This window comes from Methanolobus mangrovi (assembly GCF_031312535.1).
GTDB lineage: Archaea > Halobacteriota > Methanosarcinia > Methanosarcinales > Methanosarcinaceae > Methanolobus > Methanolobus mangrovi.
The window spans coordinates 911,859-934,253 of record NZ_CP133594.1 but is presented as its reverse complement, the minus strand read 5'-3'; the positions used below and the strand labels follow the sequence as shown (position 1 = coordinate 934,253).

Genomic DNA, 22,395 nt, shown 5'->3' with positions numbered 1-22,395 from the left:
GCAATTGTCTGATTTTCTTGTTTGATAGATGATACTTAAACGATACAGAAGGCTTTGAATATCGGTAACAACTCATTCGCTTAATAGCGAACATTTAAATAGATTGTCGGTTTATTGAGTATTGCATGAACAACGGGGATAACACTGCTATTTTTTCCACTGATATTGGATTTATTGCTCTTAATGGTTCTGTAAAGATTAAAATACTTGACTTTCTCAAAGGTGGCTGCAGATCATTCGATGAGATCGTTCAGCACACCGGAAAGGCCAAATCCACAATTTCCGTTCATCTTAACGATTTAAAATCACAAAACCTCCTTGAAGAAGCAACCGATGTTCATGATAAGAGGAAAAAGGTCTACTTTTTAAAATGTCAGTACGTGGCATGTTCTCAGGAACCCGGCATGAAACACTATGGTGAGATGCTGGAAGTAATAGGCTCGCCTGATATGAATTCCTTTGGTTGTTTGAAATGCTTGTTCCATGCTGTGCAATATGGTTTCCGTGCCCATGGGGTGAATTGTGATCCTATCATGCGAAAAATAGGGAACGATGTCGGAGCCAGTCTTTCCAGGAATTTCGTTTCAAATGAAAAAGGACAGATCCTGAAGGAAATGATGGCTTTCTGGGAAGAGCATGACATCGGAAGTTTTAAAGTCCTGAGCCACGATCCCATAAAAATAGCTGTTCATAACTTTTTTGATTGCCGTTCTATACCAATTAAGGAAAAGACCTTATGCTCGTTTGCACAGGGTGTTTTCGAAGGTGTTTTCAAAGAAAAACTGGGTATAGAATGTATAATGCAGATGCTTGGAAAATGTGATGATGATTGTGATGCCTGTCATTTCCAGATGATTCTGCTTTAACTTGATGCTTTTATAACGCCAAGTTCTCCTTTTATAAATCTGCCAATAGCAGCAACAATTCCAGGTCCATCACTGGTTTCTCTGCAGGTTATCATATGTTCCATGAGTCCCAGTCTTTCAATTCCGTAGATATCCCTTGCGTGCCCGGTTCTTTTGACGGCAGCTTTAAGTTCAGAGCGTGTAACTGCATTGGCTATTACTCTGTCCTGTTCTGACTTTTTCCAGCCCCACCAGATATCTGCCTGTGATTTTGTAAAAGCACCTACTTTTGCTGATTCATCCGTAACCTCTATTTTGACAGGCAAATGCTTGATCATTCCAAAGCGGGTAGCTATCTGTCTTGCATTTCCGGCTCCAAGAATTGTAAGGTTATTTTGGGGAATGCTAACAAGGGTCCCGACATCAACTATTATTTCCTTCTCACGTATCTGGTGTATAACGCCGGAGTAAACTTCATTCTTAGTAAGCTCTGTGACTGGCATCCCAAATTTACTGCCAAGGAAATTGGATGCAAATTCGCTGTCCTCTCCACTGACATCGACCATCAGCCAGTTATCATCCGATACGGAGAATTTTGCGGAAGCATCAAGCTCTTTTAGTTCATTGCTTATCAACACTTCTGCAGAATGAAATGCTCTTTCCCTGTTGCCATATATTTTTAATAATAGTTTTACAGTGACCATTTTATTATCCTTTCAATTATTGCTTCATCGCCAGGTCGAAGATGTTCTGTATCTCGTTGAGCTTATCCAGATCTTCATCGTCGATAAGGTTCTCATTCTCTTCTATTGAATTTAAAAGTAACTGGATATCCCGGCTAAAGGGACCAATTTTCATCTTCATTACCTGAGGTTCTGAATTTTCATTGAAAAGATTGTTGTATGTAGATATTATCTGCTCATGCAACCTGTCAATATGTTCTTTGGTTAGTTTTTTGTCATTATCTGAGACTTCTGCATCCTGTGTGGCAGACTCTTCGTTCTCAGTCTCTCCTATGCTATCAGGCGTTTCTCCTTCAATTGCCATTATCAGATTTTTAAGAGAATCAACTACTCTGTACCCATGTTCGGTAAGTTCAACATATTTAACACGCCCTTCAACTGAAAATTGCACCAGGCCGTGATCTTCCATTTTTGATAGTATTTTGGTTGTGTGGGCAAAAGTCGAATTTATCTCTTTTGTAATAACTGATGCATAGGTTTTCTGTAGAGACCATATAGCCAGAAGGGCAAGGGTTGGTTTCTCCTGTAAAAACAATTGCTCAGCATATCCTTTTGTCATGAAAGTTCCCCTTTATCTATAATATTTCGAACCCTTGGTTGAAAAAATCATCATACCTTGTATTATATATTATAATATATATCATTAAAATAAAAATAGTATATATTTCTATCGGAGATCAGCTATAATTATCTCAATATCCGATATATCTGCATCCGTTTTGAAAGAAATACCACTAAAATGTGTTCTTGAAGCTTTAAATCCTCTGTTCCGGAGCTCCTGTATAACTGTTTCAATTGCAGAAGCGGAAACTCCAAGTTTTTTACATATCAGGTGCTGGTCATAGAACATTGGAATATCCAGTTCATCCCGGCATAATTCAAGCATCTTGATGGCTAATTGTTTGGTGCCGCAGTTGCGAGCTTCCAGTTCTGCAATGGTTTCGCTACAAAAATCGGGACTATGTATTTTCCCAAGCCACATAGGCCCACCAAGCATATTCTTTTCACCACAACGACCACATTTCTCTTCAATATGGGCCGCAAGGCCGTAGATAGCTTCCCTGTTTCCACATGCAGGACAATGGACAATGAATCCCATGTTCTTCAGCATTTTGTCAGCTTGCTTTGCACCTTTTTTCATCTCAAGGTAGGTACGTACGTAATGCCTCGTAGCATGGGTCAGGAGAGGATTCATAGCCTTATCCTGAAGTGATAATTCCCTGGCTATCCTTCCAAGGAGTATACGTACTCCCATCTCACTGTGATATTCGTTATTAAAAGGAATTGCAGCATATTTTCGTATGCCTGAATTGAGGTGAGCACCGCAAAGAGGTGCAGTATCCGTTGCCGTCACTTCAAGCAGATTGATGACAGAGCGGGCAGCTGCTGCCAGGAAAGGTGCTGGTGTGCCGAATGGATCAAGGTCGACTATATTGAAATGTTTCTCGTGAAGAAGTACGTTCGCATTCTTATGGCTTGCAATGGTATTGTGCCCGATTTCCAGATTATCTATGTTCTGCTGTATAAGGTCACAAGCTTCTTCGCTCCAGTCATTGAGGGTTGTGTGTATACCTGTCTCATTTGCTATCCTGAGCCCACGGATACCCGAAGCAGAGAGGGCATCAACATAAGTGATGGTCTTCTCAGGGTCAGGTTCCATCCTCTTAACAAAAGCAGATGTTGCAGCTACGGAGATATCACGATTCATCTCCATGACCGGATTATAAAAAACAGGGGCTGCGGATGGCGCAAAATTAGCTCCTTCCACAGGGATGGGGACCAGGACTTCGGTATCTCCTTCCGTAATAGATCTTACTTTCATCCGGTTCCCTGAAGATTCATTCTTATTTAACAATAATGGTTCCCTTCATCCTTTCTTCCCAACCGAGTACTTTGTATGTGTATGTGCCCGTTTCGTTGAAAGTATATTTGAAGGATAATCTGTATCCTATGGTTGTATTTTCCCAAAGGTCTTCATTGCTTACAAGTGTGAAGAGCCTTGTTGGGTCATTACGGTTGAACCATATAACTGTATCTCCTGTGTTAATGGTTATATTGTTAGGCTGTGTCAGGAATTTCTCCATATATATTGTATAGGTCTTCGGACCTTCTGACTCTACAATCTCAAGTTTTTGGTCTTCCTCTTCGTCAACTGCTACTTCTTCAACGCTTTCATTCATACCTGCGTCTTCAGTGACCGTTTCATTGACAACTTCTTCTGTAGTTTCGTTCAACATATCAGTTTCATTAGGGGTCTCTTTATCTTCGTCAACACATCCGATGACGGTAAAAGAGAGTAATATTAGGAAAATGAGCAAAATCTTTGCTTTCATCTGATCACCTGCTTTATAATATAATTTGGATGGTTAAATAACTTATCTGCCAGCTTCTAGTAGCTGTATACTTATATCATATTCATGATTCTCTCTATTAATATCTATAAGTGCTGCAAAACCCAATGCAGCCATTCCGGGATTGACTATTATGGTTTTTCCGGAGTTTCGAATACCTCTTGCTTCATGGATATGTCCGCAGACCATAATGTCAGCTTTATCAAGAAATACGCTTAGGGCTTTGCACCCTACGTGCATGCCTCCCACCTCGTCAAGAATTCCGTAGGGAGGTACATGTGTGAGGATGACAACGGGCTCTTCTGTATTTCCAGTTTCATTCATCAGGCTATTGAGATTTGTCTCAAAATCAGATTCCTCTATCTCAAAAGGAGTGCAGAATGGTGTGGGATTGGACCCGCCCATACCTACAAACTGAACTCCGTCTATTGTAATAGATCCATTATGAAGATTTGTGGCTCTTGAATTGTCTATTACTTCTAATATAGATTCATGATCGCAGTTTCCCGGAACTGCAAGTATTGGTGGCTTGAACATATCAATGAGTTCCAGTGCCTTTTCATCAGGTCCGAAATTGGTGATGTCTCCGGCAATCAAAATTACATCAATGTCTCCGGACTGTTCAAGTAACTCTTCTATTTTGGAATAATTGCCATGCGGATCTGCAATAGCAAACAGTCTCATTTTTAGTGTCTCCTCATATGTCGGACAGCAACGCCTGTTCTCAGAATGAACGGTCCCCTCCAAGAATAGCCCCAAGTGCACCGCTGCCAATTCCGGCTATTCCGGTTGATTCGTCTCTTCTGCTACCGCCCTGGTACCTTGAAGCTGCAACGATCCTGTCTGCAAGACGTGAGAAAGGAAGACTTTGAAGATAGATCTTTCCGGGGCCGGTAAGACTTGCCAGTACAAGTCCTTCCCCACCGAACAGTGCATTTTTGAATCCGCTTGCCAGCTGTATATTGTATGTTACACTTTCTGCAAAGGCGGTTATGCATCCGGTATCAACTCTGATGGTCTCTCCGGCAGCAAGGTCTTTTTCAATAATGGTTCCACCGGCATGTACAAAAGCAAGTCCGTCACCTTTGAGTCTCTGGAGAATAAAACCTTCCCCTCCAAACAGTCCTGCTCCTACCTTTTTGGTAAGTGCAACCTCAATATCTATACCATTTGCTGCACAGAGAAATGAATCTTTCTGACACAGGAAGCTGCCTCCCAGTTTTCCAAGGTCAAGTGGAATTATCTTTCCGGGGTATGGAGCTCCAAATGCAACATACCCTTTTCCTGATCCCTCATGAATAAAACTTGTAATAAAGAAACTCTCTCCTGTTACTGCACGTTTAAGGCCTTTGAGTAAACCGCCACCTGTAGATGTTTCCATTTTGATGCCTGGTCCCATATACATCATTGCGCCAGCTTCTGCTCTTACTGCCTCATTAGTGTCAAGTTCAATCTCTACAAGCTGCATGTCGTCGCCAATTATTTTATAATCAATTTCATCTGCCATGAGGAAATCTCCAATATGCCCTGATATAATGTTGTACGATACATCGTTATAGAACTTTTGATAGATTTATATTGCCGTATATTTATGTTTTTACCTTTTTAGTGTTTAAATTGTGGATATTTGCACAACTTAACTTGAATAGTTTAATATATCTCCTGTGCGTAACCACCTGTTGATAAGTGTGTACCGAAAAAATTTCCCACTTCATTTGAAGCATTATTTGCTTGCATTGCAAGCAAGGAAGCATGGCGGGAGGGTTTATGAGGCAGCTGAAAAATATAATATGTCTGAAACAGATATGCTTGATTTCAGCTCAAATGCAAATCCTCTGGGCACACCGTTTGATTTTAAGGAAAGTGAACTTGACAAAGAGCAGATAATCTTTGATTCTATTGCCCGATCAGATCAGTATCCTGATAATCGGTACCTTGAATTAAGAACAGCTGCCGCCAGTTTTCTGGGTCATGGCATCAACTTTGAAAATATAGTTCCCGGTAATGGTTCATGCGAGTTATTACGCCTGATTATTGGGTCAGTTATAAATGAAGGAGATATGATAATAGTTCCTTCTCCTTCTTCCGGGCAGTATCGGCACGTAGCTGAGATCTTCGGTGCTCGTGTAAATTCGTTCACTTCAAAGGAATTACTAAATCTTCCCCGGATGACATTGGATCGGGCAAAGATCGTAATTATTGAGAACCCTAACGATCCCACCGGGGAGCTTACATCCAGGGAATCACTGGTTGAATTCGCAGAAAAATGCGCTGCACATAATACTTTACTCATAGTCGATGAATCATCTATCGAGCTTGCTGACCCTGCAATGAGTATTGCGGATGTGGCGCTGGAAAATGATTCTCTTTTTGTAATACGGTCTGTCTCAAACATTATTGGGATGCCTGGCATGAGACTGGCTTATGGCATTGCCTCCCTTTCCCTTGCAGAAGTATTGAATTCTGCCAGACTTTCATGGAATATCGGGGTGGTTGAAGAAGCTATTGGAATTTCTTTCCTTAATCTGGAAGGTGGTTCCGGTTGCAAGTATCTCTCCGAGTCCAGAGCTTTCATTAAAAAAGAAAGGGATTACATCATCAAACGTCTTTCAGGCATCTACGGTTTCGATCCCATCGAAAGCAGTGCCAGTTATCTGCTTGTGGATGTCAAGGATCTCTTTGTGGATTCTGTAAGGCTCACTGAAGGACTGGCATCATATGGAATAATGATTCGTGAATGCGGTGATTTTTTTGATGGTTCGAAAAGATATGTCAGGATATCTGTACGACCCAGGGTTGAATTTGAGAAACTGATACGAACTCTTGATGATGTATTTGCTGAACTTAGCAGGGAAGATGCCCGGGAAAAACTGGAGGAAACCATTGAACATGGTGGTGCGACTGCTGCTGGCCGTGGCTCCTGCGAATATTATCCATGCCATTTCACAGGTCAGGACTGTACATTTTGCTTCTGTCCTTTTTATCCATGCCAGAACGAAAATACAGGTGGTAAATTAATAGAGAGCTCCACAGGTGGACAGGTATGGAGTTGTGAACATTGTACTCTATTGCATAGATCAAAGGTCGCCAGAATGGTGCTTGATGCACTGATGGCTGACGGAGACACTGATGAGAACATAAGGAGGGCATGGAAGGAAGTGATTGAGCCTCTGCTTTGATCTTTCTTGAAGATCAGCTAAACAGGTTAATATATTTCCTATTTACTACATGCTTTGATTATTTTGACAGGACAAAGATCATCTCTCCCGGTAAAGAATTATCTTCTAAGCCTTGAGCCATGTGCACATGGCGGACTGATACGAAAAAGTTCCCAGAGATACGGGATACCTGAATCGGAAATACTGGATGCAAGTGCAAGCTTGAATCCGTTTGGAACACCATTTGAGCAACCTGATTCGGAACTTGATCTTGAGGACCTTCTTAAAACCGGACTTGAAAAACTAGAACAGTATCCTGATAACCGTTATATGGAATACAGGACAGCTGCAGCTGATTTTGTTGGTATGGGCATAACATACGAAAACATAATCCCGGGAAACGGGTCAACTGAGATCATAAGGCTTGTTGCTGAGTGCGCCATCAGTGAAGGGGATGTTGTACTTATTCCCACACCGACATTCAGTGAATATGAGATGCAGTGCAAGGTTATGGGGGCACAGGTAAAATACGTCGATCAGGAAAACATATTCGATCTTGACGATAAACTGCTTGACGAAGCTAAAATCATCTTCGTATGCAATCCCAATAATCCTACAGGAAAATTACTCTTAAAGGAGCAGATCGAAGAGCTTGCAAAGATCTGTGCAGCCCACAAGACCATTCTCTTTGTAGATGAAGCATTCATAGAACTTGCAGATCCTGAACAAAGTGTTGCATATCTTGTTGAGGAAAATGACTATCTTTTCATCCAGCGCTCTCTCACAAAGGCCTTTGCTATCCCCGGTATCAGGATGGGTTTTGGTATAGCATCAAAGAAGTTTGCCTGTGTACTTAACAGTGCAAGGCTGTCATGGAATATGGGATGTATTGCAGATACAGTAGCAACTGCTCTTCTGAATATGGAAGGGGGAGTAAACAGCAAATATCTGAAAGATTCCAGGGCTTTCATAAGAAAAGAACATGATTTCCTGATGGAGAAACTCTCACGCAGGGGCTTCAAGCCTATCGAAAGCAGTGTGAACTACATTTTTGTGGATATCTCCGAACTATCCCTTACTTCTTCTGAGCTTGCAGAACGCATGGCTTCCCATGGTGTATTGATACGTGATTGTAACTCTTTCCAGAACATAGGTCCAAATTACATTCGAATAGCCATACGCAAAAGGGAAGAGAACGAACTTATCGCATCTACCATTCGTCAGGTTATCTATGAATGGGGTCGGGAACAGGCAGAGATGCAGCTAGGAGAAAATATTAAAGCAGCTGCAGAATGCGGGCGCAAAGGTAGCAATACAGACTGTGACTATTACCCCTGTCATTTTGAAGAACAGGATTGTACCTTCTGCTTCTGTCCGTTCTATCCATGTGAGGACACCCGCACCGGAGGTAGCTGGATCGAGAGTTCCAGCGGTGGTCAGGTATGGAGCTGTCTTAAATGCAATATAGTTCACAAGGAAAAAATCGTTGATGACTTATTATCTGTGTTCACCGTGGATGGACTCAATAAAGAAAGTATTGAGAAGGCATGGAAGAGCGTAATGGAGACTAATTTATGATACCACCGGTACAGGCTGATCCAAGTGAGCTTGTGATAGTACTTCTGTTAGCCTATGCCCTGGATATGGTATTTTGTGAGCCTCCTGCTGCTATCCATCCGGTTGTATGGATGGGCAGGTTGATATCCTTTTTCAAGAAGCATGTCCCAAAGACCCACAGGAAGCTCTATGGCATATTCATGGGTCTGACCACTATACTGTTTGGCAGTCTTATAGCATATCTTGTAATGCTTTTCATGGGGATAGAAAACATTCCTTCTCCGTTACGCTACCTTGTTGCTGCTTATTTCCTCAAGGCAACATTTGCAATACGCTGTCTCTATGGCGCTGCAGATGAAGTCCGCAAAGAACTGGATGCAGGGAAGCTTGACGGTGCAAGGCAAAAACTATCCATGTATGTTAGCAGGGATACATCAAAGCTGGATGAGAGCCATATCTCGTCCGCCATCATTGAAACAACATCAGAGAACTATGTAGATGGTATTCTTTCCCCGCTTTTGTTCTATGCGTGTTTTGGTCCTTTCGGACTGATCGCAGCATATGTCTTTAAAGCAACAAGCACCCTTGATTCAATGGTTGGATACACGGATGAGCGTCATAGGGATATGGGCTGGTTCTCTGCAAAGCTGGATGATGTGCTCAACTGGGTACCTGCACGTTTGTCCGTTCTCTTCATTTCCGCAGCGACTCTGACAGTCAGGTTGTTCTATCATGGGATCAAAGTACCGGATTATAAAAGTGCATTCAAGAGCGGACTTGCAGATGGTTTGAAAACTCCATCTCCAAACTCAGGTTTTCCCATGGCATCAGTTGCCGGTGCACTCAGGATAAAACTCGAAAAACCCAATACCTACGTACTTGGTAAGGGTTTTATTTATCCAGTGTCCGAAGATATCAAACTTACCTCATGGATAACCCTGATAGCAGCATTCTTTGCAATTATAGTATCATTATTTACAATTTTGACATAGTCTTGACATATCATATTCAATTTAATAAATCTCTCCGAAGTGATGGCAATGAAATTATCGGATATAGAATCAGAAGACCGGAAAAAAGACCAGTCCAAAGAGCTGGAAGGTGAGATCACCAGGGATATCATTGATATTCTTGAAGAGGAAGGAATAACAGTCCAGATGCTTGTTGACACTGCACTGGAGTTATATGTTCCACACCCTGGTATTGAAACAAGAGAGCTTGCAGAGGAAAAATTCCTTTACGAACTTGATCTTGCTCTTTTCGATCCCAACCTATGTATGCTTGTCTATTCCGGGATATTACTTGAAAGAGAGGGCCGTGAAGGCAGGCTGCCCAATATCAGCAAAAGCTCTTATGAAAAGGACCTGACTTTTATAATCGCCGATGAGGTTCTTGGAATGAGCATCTCCAAATATATCAGCGGTGACAAAGGGATGTTTGAATTCGTTCGCTTTGACAAGCAGAAACCCGGTATCCTCTCAGAGCTTGGTCCTTTCATGGATGATATAATAGGTGGGCTTATAGGTGGGGTCTCTGCTAGTATGTACACAAGGGCCATGGCGGATGCATCATCATCTTCTGGTAAAACAAAGAGGGCCGCAAAAAAAGATGCCAACAGCAAAAGTGATGTGATGGCAGGATGAATGCTTTTTTATTGGCTCTTCGCTCAAGTTTCGGGTTTCTGTCAACCATACCTGTGGGAATTACCATGGAGGGGCTTGATGAATTCTTCAAAAGGACATACCTGCATCTGGTCGTAGGTCTTGTACTCGGTTTATTGATGGGTGCAGTAGCCTACTTTTTGATAAGCTTCCTGCCAATCTCAATAAGTGCAGTACTTATCATTGCTTTTGTCTATTATATTACAGGCCTGAACCATCTTGATGGAATAGCTGATCTGGGTGACGGCCTGACTGCTCATGGTTCTGTGGAAAAGAAGCTAAAAGCCCTGAAAGACATGTCCCTGGGGATCGGTGGGGTTGCATATGCTGCTCTTGTGATCATTGCCTTCTACGCCTCCCTTACATCGCTTTATGGTGAAGCTACGGCTCTGTACTCAACGACCGCAGAAATAGCAGGTATATTCTTCTTTGCAATGTTCGTTTCCGAGGTAAGTGCAATGCAGTCTATGTTGACAATTGCAGCATTCGGAAAACCTATTCATGAGGGATTGGGTTCCATACTCATTAACAATACCACAGTATCTAAATACCTTATAGGTTTTGTAATTGGTAGTATTGCCTGTCTTGGAGCATCTTTTTACTTTGGTCTTGGAATTACCGGTATCTTCGCATTCATAGCGGCAATAGTAGCGACATTTGTCTTGCTTAACGTAAGTAACAGGCATTTTGGTGGTGTCAATGGTGATGTCATTGGCGCTTCCAACGAAATTGGAAGGATAATTGCATTGATCAGTATCACGCTGATATTAATGTATGGAGGTATTATTTGAACGCTATAATAATGGCCGGAGGATTTGGAAGCAGGCTTGGCATGGGTGAAAAACCCTGTGTTGAACTTCTGGGAAAACCTCTTATTTCTTATGTAATCGACACCCTGCAAAGAACCGAGAGTATAGGTGACATATATGTTGCTGTTTCTCCTGCAACCCCAAAAACAGCATCCTTTGTCCAGGAAGAATACGATGACAAGATAATGGTCATCCCAACGGGTGGGGGCAACTATGTAGGCGATATGGTGTATGCAGTAAAAGCTGCTTGTATCACAGACCCGCTTATGATCCTTATGGCAGACCTGCCTCTTTTGACACCGCAACTTCTTGAAAAGGTAATAAGGGAGTATAAGGAATGCGGGAAACCGGCAATGTCCATTTTTTCTCCCATACATGTTTGTAAAAGTCTTGGGATCAGACCTGATACGGTTTTCAACTGGGACGGGAAACTGATAGTTCCTTCAGGTATCAACATACTGGACGGTAATGATGTTGATCATGAACAGGATTATGTCAGCCTTGTCCTGGATGATATTGAGCTTGCCCTCAATGTTAACACTGGTGAGGATCTGGAAAGGTGTAAGAATATGCTCCTGAAAAGAAATGCAGGCTCGCTTAAAAACTAAAATTTCCTTTTTTGAAATAACTATGGCTCAACCTACGTATAATTTATATTTCATGGATGTTAATGCTTATTAGTGTAAGTTGGAAACTCGTTTGTACGGGTGGTTGGAGATTTATCGGGCGCCTTTTATCCGACAAAAAGGTGCCTATCAATTTTGTCATGTAAATATTGATTTTTGCTTTCATCGATTTTAATCAATTCCGGATTTCTATAGCCCTGCACGTAGGAACAAACCAAAGAGGTTAAATTGAGGGCAGGAATAAAATCTAATATTATTCTGGTTGTTTATATGTACGAGGATAGGTCTATGAACAAAAGATTATACATGACAATTATTATGGGTATCATCCTTATGATTTCGGTTTTTGGTAGCGGCTGTACTGATTCCAATGATACTGGCACAGATGATGGGTATGATGAGCCTGTAGAAATTGATACCACTCCTGAGGAACCAGAGGTTGATGACAGTACATTTACCAATTCCATTGGGATGCAGTTTGTGAAGATCCCTGAGGGCACATTCATTATGGGTGCATCCGAAGAGGAAACTTATAGCGATAGGGATGAGAGGCCTATGCACGAGGTAACTATTGGAAATAGTTTTTATATGGGTATCTATGAAGTCACTCAGGAACAATGGGAAGAAGTAATGGGGGAAAACCCTTCTTATTTTGTAGGCGATGACCTGCCTGTAGAGAAAGTTTCCTGGGTAGAAGCAAATAAATTCATTGATCAGCTCAATCAACTTGAAGATACTGATACATATCGCCTGCCTACTGAAGCTGAATGGGAATATGCAGCCAGGGCTGGCACAGATACAGCTTTTTCATTTGGCGATGAAGAAGGAATGCTTGCTGAGTATGGCTGGTATGATGATGTCTCCGAAGATAAAACATGGCCTGTTGGTATGAAAGAAGCAAATCCATGGGGATTGTACGATGTGCATGGCAATGTCGCTGAATGGGTGACCGATGAATACCACAGCAACTATCAGAAAGCACCTGCCGATGGAAGTGAATGGACTGGTGGAGTTGACAGGAGAGTAGTCCGTGGTGGTAGCTGGGAAAATGCAGAACCCAACTGTCGTTCAGCTGACCGGGACAGTATAGGTGAAGGAAGTCACAAGAACTATATTGGTTTCCGTATTTTGAAAGAACTTTGATATCCTTTAGGATATCTGGTTCCAATTTCTTTTTTTAAATTATGTGTCTCGTTTCTTCAGGATAATCGTTCAATTCGAAACTTTTAAGTATGATTCATGCTGCCATTAGTTGAAAACGAACTCATTCAAATGAAGCAAAATGGTTATCCCGATGCAATATATTTAAATTGAATATTGCAGTAGGAATACCACAATTGCATTTACATATATAATCACAATTAACTTTTAGCATGGAGAATCCCGTATGATAGAGGAGATCACCAATCAGTATGACCCACAGAAAATAGAGAAAGAGGTACATGATTTCTGGACAGAGGTCGAGGCCTATTCCAAGGTACGTGAGCACAGAAAAGGTGGAAAAAAGTTCTTTTTCGTAGACGGTCCGCCATACACCACCGGACATATACATCTGGGAACTGCCTGGAATAAGATAATCAAAGACTCCATCTTAAGATACCGTTCCATGAACGGATTTGATATCATTGACCGCCCGGGCTGGGATATGCATGGACTTCCAATAGAGGTAAAAGTAGAAGAAGCTCTTGGTTTTACTTCCAAGAAAGATATTGAGACATATGGTGTCGGTAATTTCATCGAAAAATGTAAGGAATTTGCGCTTACTCAGAAAGATGACATGACCGATCAGTTTCAGATGCTTGGTGCATGGCTTGACTGGAAAGATCCTTACATGACACTGAAGGACGAGTATATCGAAGCCGCCTGGTGGACCCTCAAACAGGCTCAGGATAAAAAGCTGCTTGAGCTGGGAAAACGTGTGGTCAACTGGTGTCCACGATGCGAAACAGCAATTGCGGATTCTGAGGTTGAGTACGAGGAACGCAAAGACCCTTCAATATTTGTGAAATTCAAGATAAAGGGTGAAGAGAACACCTTTGTTGTCATATGGACCACAACCCCGTGGACCATCCCTTCCAATGTTGCAGTGGCAGTACATCCTTCATTTGAGTATTCAAAAGTAAAGGCTGTGAATTCCGATGGCAAGGAAGAGGTTCTTATTGTGGCTTCCGATCTCATGGAAGGCCTGCTAAGGAAAGGCAGATATGTTGACTATGAAGTTCTTGATACAATGCTTGGCGAGGACCTCACATCACTTTCATACGAAAGTCCGCTGTTTGACATGGTGCCAAAACAGGCAGCTATGGCGCACGGTATCTATCTTGCTGATTTCGTGACAGCAGAGAACACAGGTTGTGTACACATTGCCCCGGGGCATGGTATGGACGACTTTGATGTTGGTAAGAAGAATGGCCTTCCCATTTTCTGTCCTGTAGGTCCTGACGGACGCTACACCGAAGAAGCTGGTGAATATGCCGGAATGCACATTCGCGAGGCCAATAAGGTCATTATCGAGGATCTTATCGAACGTGGTAACCTTCTTTCAGAAGGAACCATCGAACACAGGTACGGACACTGCTGGCGCTGTAAGACGCCTATTATCTACCTTGCTACTGAACAGTGGTTCATAAAAATAGGAGAGCTCAAGGAAGAGATGCTCTCTGAAATTGCAAAGGTAAAATGGTATCCTGAATGGGCAGGTTCTGCAAGGTTCAAGGGCTGGGTAGAAGGTGCACGTGACTGGTGTATATCCCGCCAGAGATACTGGGGTATCCCTATACCAGTCTGGAAGTGTAATACTTGTGACAGATTGCATGTCATGGGTACCAAGGAAGAACTTCAGGAAATATCAGGCCTGACCGAAGACATCGAATTACACAGACCATATGTGGATAAGATTTTGCTGGACTGTGAATGCGGCGGCAAGATGAAGCGTGTAGAAGATGTCTTTGATGTCTGGTTCGATTCAGCTGTAGCTTCCTGGGCAACCCTGCACTTCCCGCAGCAAAAGGAAGAATTCGATAAATGGTGGCCTGCAGACTTCATCACAGAAGGGCAGGACCAGACTCGTGGATGGTTCTATTCACAGCTTGGTGCCAGTATGGTAGCTTTCGGCAAGGCTCCGTACAAGAGCGTGCTAATGCATGGTTTCACCCTTGACGATAAAGGCAGGAAAATGTCAAAGAGTCTTGGTAATGTCATTGCACCAGTTGATGTCATAGAGAAGTTCGGTGCAGACACACTGAGAAGTTTCGTACTCTCTTCAAGTGCACCATGGGATGACCTGAAATTTGTCCAGGATGAACTTGGAAACATCAACAGGACATTGAACATTCTCTGGAATGTGTACCGTTTCCCATTGCCTTACATGGTGCTTGATAAGTTCGATCCGTCCAGGGTATCACTTGAATCTGTCATGCCACATCTGCGCAAGGAAGACAAGTGGATACTTTCCAGGGCACAATCACTCATCGCTGACGTGAATGATGCTATGGATAAGTGCACGCTGCACAGGGCACTAAGATCTGTCAACGAATTCGTTCTGGAAGATCTTTCAAGATGGTATATCCAGCTCATCAGGCCAAGGACCTGGGTAGAAGCTGACGATCCGGACAAACTTGCAGTCTATCGTGTGCTGTATGATGTCTTCGTCCTGACCGCAAAGGTAATTGCACCATTCATGCCACATCTGGCCGAAGAGATGTACCAGAACCTTGTGAGGAATGTGTATCCTGACGCTCCGGTATCAGTTCACATGACCGATTGGCCGCTTATCGATGAGAGTCTCGTGGACAAGGATCTTGAAGCCCACATGAAGATGGTTCGCTCAATTGTGGAATCTGCATCCAACGCCCGCCAGAAGGTAGGCAGGAAGCTCAGATGGCCTGTATCAAAGATAGTGCTCACACCTGTAACCCAGCAGGCAGCCGATGCTGTGATGGAACTTAAGTCCGTGCTTATGGACCAGACAAATTCCAAGGATATTGTACTGACTGGTATCGGTGAATCATGGGATGAACTCGGATTCGAGACAAATCCTGATCCTGGTGCTATCGGACCTGTCTTTAAAGGTGATGCCGGTAAGGTCATTGGAGCTATAAAGCAGGCAGACGCTGCAGAGTTAAAGAAAGCACTGGCACTGGAAGAGCAGTTTGAACTGGAGATTCCCGGTGGAACAGTTACCATAAAACCTGAAATGGTTAACTTCGTAGAAACCTTACCTGAAATGGTCGCAAGTGCTCAGTCAACTGCAGGTATCATTTATGTGGATGCAACTCTCAGCCGTGAGATCGAATCCGAAGGTTTCACACGAGAAGTTATCCGCAGAGTTCAGGACATGAGGAAAGAGCTCAATCTTGCAGTGGATGATAACATCAGGTCCCACATTCAGATCAATGATGAAAGGGTTCTTGATCTTGTGCTTGACCGTGAACAGTTCATCGCAAAGGAAACCCGCTCGAATGTACAGGTGATAGGTCTTGATGTTGACACCTCTGGTTCCCTTGAGAAGGACTGGGATGTCGAAGGCATATCCATGAAGATAGGCATATCGAAGGTTAACTGAGGACCTATGGACTTTAATGAATGGGAACCCATTTACGAGTCCATTTTAAAAGATATGGGCTTTAGCAGAGAAGGTGATGAGCAGGCTGCTCTCATCCTCTCTGATATGCTCACAGTCTCAAACAACACTGGTATTTTTGAGCTGGAACATTTGATCAAAGGTAAGGACATCCTTGTATGCGGCAATGCTCCGGTACTCCGTGATGAACTGGAACTTGTAAATACAGATGATCTTGTCATAATAGCTGCCGATGGGGCTGCCGCTGTACTTGTTGATAATGATATTGTTCCTGATGTCATAGTGACGGACCTTGATGGCGATATTGAAAAAGAGATTATATCCAATCAAAAAGGTTCAGTGATGGTAGTGCATGGACATGGTGACAATATTGATAAACTTGAGAAATATGTTCCCCGACTTACAAAGATAATCGGGAGTACTCAGGCCGCACCTCTGGAGAATGTCTACAATTTCGGTGGTTTTAGTGATGGTGACCGGTGTGTCTATCTGGCAAAGGAGTTCGGTGCTGCCAGTATAACCCTGATAGGTTTTGATTTTGAGGATAAGGATGTTAACCCGATCAAGAAAAAGAAACTAAAATGGGCTCGCTTGCTCATTGAAAATATAGTTCCTTAAATTCATTTGGTAGTCAATTCATCTTTTTTCTAAGTTCTTTACAGATGCTGATTTATCAGAATCTATTTATATTTTCGTTATAAATATCTACAGGAGTTTCATGCAAACACTGGTAATCTGCATAGACAGGGATAATGACCTTGGGGACAAAGCGAACGTTCAGGGCCCTCTGATAGGCAAAGAAGCAAATATAGAGGCCGCGGTCAAGCTTGCATTAGCAGACCCTGAAGATTCTGATACAAACACTATCTTCGGAGGCGTCAAGATACTTGACGAGTTGCTTGCAAAAGGAGTTGATGCGGAAATCTTTACTCTTGCAGGTGACCGGAACATTGGTATCATCTCTGACCAGAAGATAGCCAATCAGCTTGATATGCTTTTGAAGAAATTCCCGGCAGAATCAGTTATATTCGTATCCGATGGTGCTGAAGATGAAACCCTGCTTCCAATTGTTCAGTCCAGGGTCAAGATCGACTCTGTAAGACGTATTGTAGTAATGCAGAGTGCCAATCTTGAAAGTACCTATTATATAATCAAACATGCTTTCAATGATCCTAAAATATCCCAGACATTTTTCGTTCCGCTGGGACTTACAGCTCTTATATACGCATTTTTCCTGCTGATCAACTATTCCCAGGGTGCTATTATAGGTATTCTGGCGGCTGTTGGTCTTTACATGCTTTACCGTGGATTCAGCGATACAGTTGCTTTCTACTGGGAAAAACTAAAAGATTCTTTCCACTCTGGCAGAATGACATTCTTCACTTATTCAACAGCGTTTTTCTTAATAGTAGTGGCCACTCTGGCAGGTCTTATGGAGGTATGGGAGGTTTACACAGCAGAAGGCTTATGGTACTATGGAGTTGTCCCGCTATTCACAGCTTTCATTCACAGGACTATCTGGATCTATATTCTGGCAATACTCTTTGCAGACGCAGGAAAAATAATAGATTGCAAACAGCGTGCTGAGCCTTTAGGGAAATACCTGATACCTGTTTTCTTTGTGTTATCCGTAGGTTTCCTTTTTTGGGGAGCCACCAGTTACATTATGTCAATGAACCCTGTGCTTGGAAGCGATATTGCTGACCCGCGTGCAGGGTTAGAACAATTCGTGTATTCCATTATATTTGCTATCATACTTGCACTGGCAGGTATCAAGGCCTCAAATCGCCCTCAAGCAACTGCAAAAAAGTCAAAGAGGTAAAACAATGCAGGAAAGAGAGAACATTTATAGTGATCTGGATCTGCAGGTTGCTTTAATAGGCGGGGTTGCTTTTACTTCGGAAGGTTCATTTCAGGAATTATCGGTAGGCACTCCGTATGGCGATGTTCTTGCTCATATTCTGGAAATTGGTGGCAGGAATGTTGCATTGATACCCAGACACGCAGATGGTAACAGGCATGTTCCACCCCACATGCTAAATTATCGGGCAAATATTCATGCTATCCATGAATTAGGTGTAAAGAGGATAATAGCCACCAATTCTGTAGGCACCATGAAGAATCATCCTGTTGGAAGTTTTTTTTTACCGAATGATTTTATTGATCTTACTAAGAGCAGACCTTCTACTTTCTTTAATGAACGGACAGTTCATGTAGATGTAAGTGAACCATACTGTCCACATACGAGACAGCTTATAGGGGCTTCTCTTACCTGCAGGAACATCGGTTTTTCAGAAGGTGTTTATGTCTGTACCGAAGGTCCAAGATTTGAAACAAAAGCGGAAATACGAATGATGCGCCAATTCGGGGATGTTGTCGGTATGACCGGACTACCTGAGCTTGTGCTCGCAAAAGAACTGAACATGTGTTATGCATCCATTTGTACCGTGACCAATGACGCATGTGGGCTGGGAACAGGAAAAATGACTGTTAGTGAGGTACTTGATACCCTCGCAGACATAAATGATAAATTGCGAGGCGTGCTTTCGGATGTGGTACGATCAATTCCGGAGCAATATCCATGCAATTGTTCGCTTGCAACTTCAGATGCGGAACTTTAAAAATAAGAGTGCCAGGATATTATGCAATATCCCTGGATGTGTCAATCTGTATACCGTCTCCAATCTTGAATTTTATGATGTCTGCACTGGGTACCATTCCTCTGATCTTTGGAATTGCAAGTTTACTTATTACCTTGTCAGCCCCACAGTCAAGCATGGACTCAAAAAGAACATCGCAGATGTTAAAAGTAAAGTTCTCAATGTCCCGAGCTTTATTGTTATTCAATCCATATAGGTAGGTCAGGCATCCCAGTTCCTTTGTTGTTTCATAGAGTACGTTAACAAGTTGTTTTATGTGGCCGTTGTTAACAGTTAGTTCCATGAAGAAAGAGAAGGAATCGAAGATTATATTCACTTCTTCCCCGCTTGAATCATTTGCGATATTACGCAGGTTGAACTCAGTGAAGTCTATTATTTTAGAATCTATGAATTCGTTGCCTACATTATCGGACTTATCTCCGCATGCCGTACAATAGTATTCGCTGTATATGTCCACAAAAATGATATTACTAGGATCAAATCCAAGGTTTATCACATCATTGAGCACAAATCTTGGTTTCCTGTTTGTCGTAAAGTAGTATGTTTTGCGTGATTGGGTGAATTGGTAAAGGAAGACTTCAGACATCGAACGTGGGTCAGCTGAAAAGTATGTAAGTGATCCTGCTGGCAATCCTCCTCCCAATGTCCTGTCAAGAACTAAAATTCCGGTTGAACTCAGACGGAATCCTTCTTCAACTACCATATTTTTGTCCTGTTTTTTAAGACTTTCATAAAGGGAAGTTTCTCCTCCATCTATTAATTCAGTCTCATGGGAAATGGTTTTAGTTTCCATCATTTTTATAGAATCCAGCATTTTTTATCCTCAATAATACTCAATTATTATATAATCCTTAATATTATAAAACGTTTGTTTTGAGTATATACAATAGTATTTATAGGCTATAAGTCATCAAAGAGCATCAATGACTCTCTGGATACTTGCAAGCGCCGAAAGGTCCAAAATTATTATCCTGCCGATACGGGATAAAAAGAAAAAACCTCTTTTTGTCGGTGAACTTCTTCTGAGGCAGACAGATGTAGGTCCACGTCCGCATAAATTCAAGGTCAAAACCGATGGAGAGGGTGAGTACAGGCCACCATCGGAATTTATCGATCTTATAAGGATAGCTGACCGTATAATGATAGCCAAGGGCGGTGATGATGACCAGACTACCAGATTTATCGATATGCTTCAGGGATTCCAGCTCAGCGCAGATATTGTAAATGCATGCAAATTCTGTTTGTTAAAGAACAGGTTCAATTTCCTGAATCGGCGCTCTATAAAGTATCATCGGGATAAAGTATGTGAGGAATGTGCAAGGGAAGAACTCTTCCGTATGCTGAAAAGTTCCCATGTGAACTATGGGGATGAAGTGTGCCAGAGATTTGAGGATATAATGCTCAAGACAAAGGATCTTGACAGGACGATGGCTATGATAAGTCCTGATGACCTGGACCGTGAGCTTACAAAGTTCGATTCCATTGCTGCAAACACTTCAGTGCCAAAAGGGATGATAAAAGATCTGCCTTTGCACAAGAGTTTTAAAAAAATACTGCTTGAAAAATCAGATACTCTTCTGCCGGTGCAATCTCTCTCAGTTGAGAACGGTCTTCTCAAAGGACAGAACCAGCTTGTTACGTCTGTGACAGCCACAGGTAAGACCCTGATAGCCGAGCTTGCGGGTATTGAGAATATTTTAAGGAAGAAGGGCAAAATGCTCTATCTTGTGCCACTGGTGGCACTTGCGAACCAGAAATATGACCAGTTCACAAAACGGTATTCTCCAATTGGTATCAAAACATCTATCAGGGTGGGCAGTGCACGTATCAAAACCTCAAAGAATGCATCCATGACGAGGACTCTGGATTCGGATATAATAATAGGGACATACGAGGGTCTTGACTATGTCCTGAGGACGGGTGGTGCTGACCTGCTGGGGCATGTCGGAACAGTTGTAGTAGATGAGGTTCATACGATAGAAGATTCCGAAAGAGGTCATCGTCTTGATGGTGTTATTGCAAGGTTGAAGTACATTGCACCTGATGCTCAATTCATTTATCTGTCGGCAACCGTAGCCAAACCTGCGTTACGTGCAAAACAGCTTGGTGCGAAGCTCATTGAGTATGAGTATCGTCCGGTGCCTATTGAAAGGCACCTGATACTTTGTCCTGAATATTCCAAGGTAAAGATAATGACCAAGCTTGTAAGGGAAGAGTTTGCCATAACGTCTTCAAAAGGTCATAAAGGTCAGACTATAATATTCACAAATTCAAGGCGTAATTGTCATAGCATTGCTGAAGCACTGCCAATATCTGCAGCTCCATATCATGCAGGCCTTACAAGTCAGGAACGCAAAAAGGTTGAGATTGCTTTTGTCAAAGGCAAGCTCCCTGTTGTTGTTACAACGGCAGCCCTTGCAGCCGGAGTGGATTTCCCGGCATCACAGGTTATATTCGAATCCCTGGCAATGGGTATTGAATGGCTCACTATGCAGGATTTCCTTCAGATGCTAGGTCGTGCAGGAAGACCTGATTACCATGATCGTGGTGAGGTAATTGTGCTTGCTGTTCCTAATAAGAAGTATTCCGGTGACAAAGGTGATACAGAGGATGCTGTTGCCCTGAAGTTGCTTAAAGGTGAGATGCAGCATACAAAGGTCCAGTATGGTGATGATGAACAACTGGAAGAAGTTCTTGCAACAGCCGCTGTGACTTCATCGAAGAAGGACCTTGAAAAGATACACTCCAATATGCTGGCTGATTATAACGTAGATTTCTTGCTTAACAAACTTGCAAGAAATAAGTTCCTGCATAAAAAAGATGATCTTATATCGCTTACAAGATTCGGAAAGATAGCAGCAGGACATTTTCTTTCAGTTTCAAAGGCGTTTCTGATTCGTGACTCCGTTCTGGTGGGGCAGGACCCTCTGGTTACTGTTTCCAATCTGGAGTTCTTTGATTCGGTCTATTACAAGTATGCTGCCCGCATATCTGCTGCCCTTAATGTTAATCTTCCTTCAAGGGTGTTCCAGGGAGCTTCTCTGGATATATTATTTGAAGGTGAGAATATGGATAAACTGGATATCACGCTGCGTGATCAGTTGTTCGAGTTTGCCGCTGATTTTCTGACCTGTAATTGCCGTGATTCGCCTTATTGTGGCTGTGCTGAACGAAAGTTCTCAGAGAAGATCATTACTATCAGGGCTGAAGGATATGAGCCGGATGGAATTGTCAGGAAACTTGAGAGCCTTTATGGAATAACTGCTTATCCGGGAGATGTGCTTGGATATCTCGATAATGTGGTACGTAACCTTGAGGCTGTGGAAATGATAGCTGCAGCACATTCCAAGAGGGAAATATCCTTGCGGGCAAGAAGCCTTAAGAAACTCGTTGAAGGCTGATA

20 protein-coding genes are annotated in these 22,395 nt (G+C 42.5%); 13 read left to right on the top strand and 7 right to left on the bottom strand.

Annotated features, from left to right (window positions below):
- Positions 1-125 precede the first annotated feature (125 nt).
- Positions 126-866 (top strand): ArsR family transcriptional regulator, encoded by a 741-nt coding sequence (locus tag RE476_RS04505; RefSeq protein WP_309309211.1) that lies wholly within the window; start codon positions 126-128, stop codon positions 864-866.
- Here RE476_RS04505 and RE476_RS04500 read toward each other — a convergent pair.
- The 6 genes from RE476_RS04500 to RE476_RS04475 all read right to left on the bottom strand — a co-directional run bounded on the left by RE476_RS04500 (position 863) and on the right by RE476_RS04475 (position 5,446).
- Positions 863-1,549, bottom strand: coding sequence for a DUF2110 family protein (locus tag RE476_RS04500; RefSeq protein WP_309309210.1), 687 nt, complete (start codon positions 1,547-1,549; stop codon positions 863-865). The two genes, RE476_RS04505 and RE476_RS04500, sit on opposite strands and share 4 nt — an antisense overlap.
- 16 nt (positions 1,550-1,565) lie before the next feature.
- Complete coding sequence (locus RE476_RS04495) at positions 1,566-2,147, bottom strand: MarR family transcriptional regulator (protein WP_309309209.1); 582 nt, start codon at positions 2,145-2,147, stop codon at positions 1,566-1,568.
- 108 nt (positions 2,148-2,255) lie between these two features.
- Positions 2,256-3,410 carry a tRNA (guanine(10)-N(2))-dimethyltransferase gene (locus tag RE476_RS04490; RefSeq protein WP_309309208.1) on the bottom strand — a complete coding sequence of 385 codons (1,155 nt, stop codon included), beginning with the start codon at positions 3,408-3,410 and terminating at the stop codon, positions 2,256-2,258.
- A 22-nt stretch (positions 3,411-3,432) separates the two neighbouring features.
- Positions 3,433-3,921 (bottom strand): cupredoxin domain-containing protein, encoded by a 489-nt coding sequence (locus RE476_RS04485; RefSeq protein ID WP_309309207.1) that lies wholly within the window; start codon positions 3,919-3,921, stop codon positions 3,433-3,435.
- 42 nt (positions 3,922-3,963) lie between these two features.
- On the bottom strand, positions 3,964-4,623 hold the full coding sequence (locus RE476_RS04480) for a metallophosphoesterase family protein (protein ID WP_309309206.1): 660 nt from the start codon (positions 4,621-4,623) through the stop codon (positions 3,964-3,966).
- 40 nt (positions 4,624-4,663) lie between these two features.
- Positions 4,664-5,446, bottom strand: coding sequence for a TIGR00266 family protein (locus RE476_RS04475; protein WP_309309205.1), 783 nt, complete (start codon positions 5,444-5,446; stop codon positions 4,664-4,666).
- A 283-nt stretch (positions 5,447-5,729) separates the two neighbouring features.
- On the opposite strand from RE476_RS04475, the gene RE476_RS04470 reads away from it, so the two are divergent.
- The 11 genes from RE476_RS04470 (at position 5,730) to RE476_RS04420 (ending at position 18,953) form a co-directional block, all read left to right on the top strand.
- Complete coding sequence (locus RE476_RS04470) at positions 5,730-7,118, top strand: aminotransferase class I/II-fold pyridoxal phosphate-dependent enzyme (protein ID WP_309309204.1); 1,389 nt, start codon at positions 5,730-5,732, stop codon at positions 7,116-7,118.
- A gap of 63 nt (positions 7,119-7,181) precedes the next feature.
- Complete coding sequence (cobD, locus tag RE476_RS04465; protein ID WP_309309203.1) at positions 7,182-8,675, top strand: threonine-phosphate decarboxylase CobD; 1,494 nt, start codon at positions 7,182-7,184, stop codon at positions 8,673-8,675.
- Positions 8,672-9,646 carry a cobalamin biosynthesis protein gene (locus RE476_RS04460; RefSeq protein WP_309309202.1) on the top strand — a complete coding sequence of 325 codons (975 nt, stop codon included), beginning with the start codon at positions 8,672-8,674 and terminating at the stop codon, positions 9,644-9,646. The genes cobD and RE476_RS04460 overlap by 4 nt, the downstream gene beginning before the upstream one ends.
- A gap of 48 nt (positions 9,647-9,694) precedes the next feature.
- The gene (cobZ, locus tag RE476_RS04455) at positions 9,695-10,297 is read left to right on the top strand and encodes an alpha-ribazole phosphatase CobZ (RefSeq protein ID WP_309309554.1); all 603 of its coding nucleotides are present in this window, start codon (positions 9,695-9,697) and stop codon (positions 10,295-10,297) included.
- Complete coding sequence (gene cobS / locus RE476_RS04450) at positions 10,294-11,106, top strand: adenosylcobinamide-GDP ribazoletransferase (RefSeq protein ID WP_309309201.1); 813 nt, start codon at positions 10,294-10,296, stop codon at positions 11,104-11,106. Before cobZ ends, cobS begins: the two co-directional genes overlap by 4 nt.
- Complete coding sequence (locus RE476_RS04445; protein ID WP_309309200.1) at positions 11,103-11,732, top strand: NTP transferase domain-containing protein; 630 nt, start codon at positions 11,103-11,105, stop codon at positions 11,730-11,732. The genes cobS and RE476_RS04445 overlap by 4 nt, the downstream gene beginning before the upstream one ends.
- A 306-nt stretch (positions 11,733-12,038) precedes the next feature.
- On the top strand, positions 12,039-12,893 hold the full coding sequence (locus tag RE476_RS04440) for a formylglycine-generating enzyme family protein (protein ID WP_309309199.1): 855 nt from the start codon (positions 12,039-12,041) through the stop codon (positions 12,891-12,893).
- A gap of 244 nt (positions 12,894-13,137) precedes the next feature.
- Positions 13,138-16,314 carry an isoleucine--tRNA ligase gene (gene ileS / locus RE476_RS04435; protein ID WP_309309198.1) on the top strand — a complete coding sequence of 1,059 codons (3,177 nt, stop codon included), beginning with the start codon at positions 13,138-13,140 and terminating at the stop codon, positions 16,312-16,314.
- 6 nt (positions 16,315-16,320) lie between these two features.
- Positions 16,321-16,950, top strand: a complete 630-nt coding sequence (locus RE476_RS04430; protein ID WP_309309197.1) for a 6-hydroxymethylpterin diphosphokinase MptE-like protein — start codon at positions 16,321-16,323, stop codon at positions 16,948-16,950.
- A 100-nt stretch (positions 16,951-17,050) separates the two neighbouring features.
- Positions 17,051-18,154 (top strand): DUF373 family protein, encoded by a 1,104-nt coding sequence (locus RE476_RS04425; protein ID WP_309309196.1) that lies wholly within the window; start codon positions 17,051-17,053, stop codon positions 18,152-18,154.
- A 4-nt stretch (positions 18,155-18,158) separates the two neighbouring features.
- Positions 18,159-18,953, top strand: a complete 795-nt coding sequence (locus RE476_RS04420; RefSeq protein WP_309309195.1) for an MTAP family purine nucleoside phosphorylase — start codon at positions 18,159-18,161, stop codon at positions 18,951-18,953.
- A gap of 19 nt (positions 18,954-18,972) precedes the next feature.
- On the opposite strand, the gene RE476_RS04415 is transcribed toward RE476_RS04420, so the two are convergent.
- On the bottom strand, positions 18,973-19,806 hold the full coding sequence (locus RE476_RS04415; RefSeq protein ID WP_309309194.1) for an RAD55 family ATPase: 834 nt from the start codon (positions 19,804-19,806) through the stop codon (positions 18,973-18,975).
- 109 nt (positions 19,807-19,915) lie between these two features.
- Here RE476_RS04415 and RE476_RS04410 point away from each other — a divergent pair, with 109 nt between their 5' ends.
- On the top strand, positions 19,916-22,393 hold the full coding sequence (locus RE476_RS04410) for a DUF5814 domain-containing protein (RefSeq protein WP_309309193.1): 2,478 nt from the start codon (positions 19,916-19,918) through the stop codon (positions 22,391-22,393).
- The last annotated feature ends 2 nt before the right edge of the window (positions 22,394-22,395 follow it).

Bases quoted from the DNA above. Each gene is read 5' to 3' on its own strand.
- RE476_RS04500 (WP_309309210.1), bottom strand. From the start codon at position 1,549: ATGGTCACTGTAAAACTATTATTAAAAATATATGGCAACAGGGAAAGA.
- RE476_RS04430 (WP_309309197.1), top strand. From the start codon at position 16,321: ATGGACTTTAATGAATGGGAACCCATTTACGAGTCCATTTTAAAAGAT.
- RE476_RS04480 (WP_309309206.1), bottom strand. From the start codon at position 4,623: ATGAGACTGTTTGCTATTGCAGATCCGCATGGCAATTATTCCAAAATA.
- RE476_RS04415 (WP_309309194.1), bottom strand. From the start codon at position 19,806: ATGCTGGATTCTATAAAAATGATGGAAACTAAAACCATTTCCCATGAG.
- RE476_RS04460 (WP_309309202.1), top strand. From the start codon at position 8,672: ATGATACCACCGGTACAGGCTGATCCAAGTGAGCTTGTGATAGTACTT.
- RE476_RS04410 (WP_309309193.1), top strand. From the start codon at position 19,916: ATGACTCTCTGGATACTTGCAAGCGCCGAAAGGTCCAAAATTATTATC.
- RE476_RS04420 (WP_309309195.1), top strand. From the start codon at position 18,159: ATGCAGGAAAGAGAGAACATTTATAGTGATCTGGATCTGCAGGTTGCT.
- RE476_RS04440 (WP_309309199.1), top strand. From the start codon at position 12,039: ATGAACAAAAGATTATACATGACAATTATTATGGGTATCATCCTTATG.
- RE476_RS04495 (WP_309309209.1), bottom strand. From the start codon at position 2,147: ATGACAAAAGGATATGCTGAGCAATTGTTTTTACAGGAGAAACCAACC.
- RE476_RS04490 (WP_309309208.1), bottom strand. From the start codon at position 3,410: ATGAAAGTAAGATCTATTACGGAAGGAGATACCGAAGTCCTGGTCCCC.
- RE476_RS04485 (WP_309309207.1), bottom strand. From the start codon at position 3,921: ATGAAAGCAAAGATTTTGCTCATTTTCCTAATATTACTCTCTTTTACC.
- RE476_RS04475 (WP_309309205.1), bottom strand. From the start codon at position 5,446: ATGGCAGATGAAATTGATTATAAAATAATTGGCGACGACATGCAGCTT.
- ileS (WP_309309198.1), top strand. From the start codon at position 13,138: ATGATAGAGGAGATCACCAATCAGTATGACCCACAGAAAATAGAGAAA.
- cobS (WP_309309201.1), top strand. From the start codon at position 10,294: ATGAATGCTTTTTTATTGGCTCTTCGCTCAAGTTTCGGGTTTCTGTCA.
- cobZ (WP_309309554.1), top strand. From the start codon at position 9,695: ATGAAATTATCGGATATAGAATCAGAAGACCGGAAAAAAGACCAGTCC.
- RE476_RS04470 (WP_309309204.1), top strand. From the start codon at position 5,730: ATGTCTGAAACAGATATGCTTGATTTCAGCTCAAATGCAAATCCTCTG.
- RE476_RS04425 (WP_309309196.1), top strand. From the start codon at position 17,051: ATGCAAACACTGGTAATCTGCATAGACAGGGATAATGACCTTGGGGAC.
- RE476_RS04505 (WP_309309211.1), top strand. From the start codon at position 126: ATGAACAACGGGGATAACACTGCTATTTTTTCCACTGATATTGGATTT.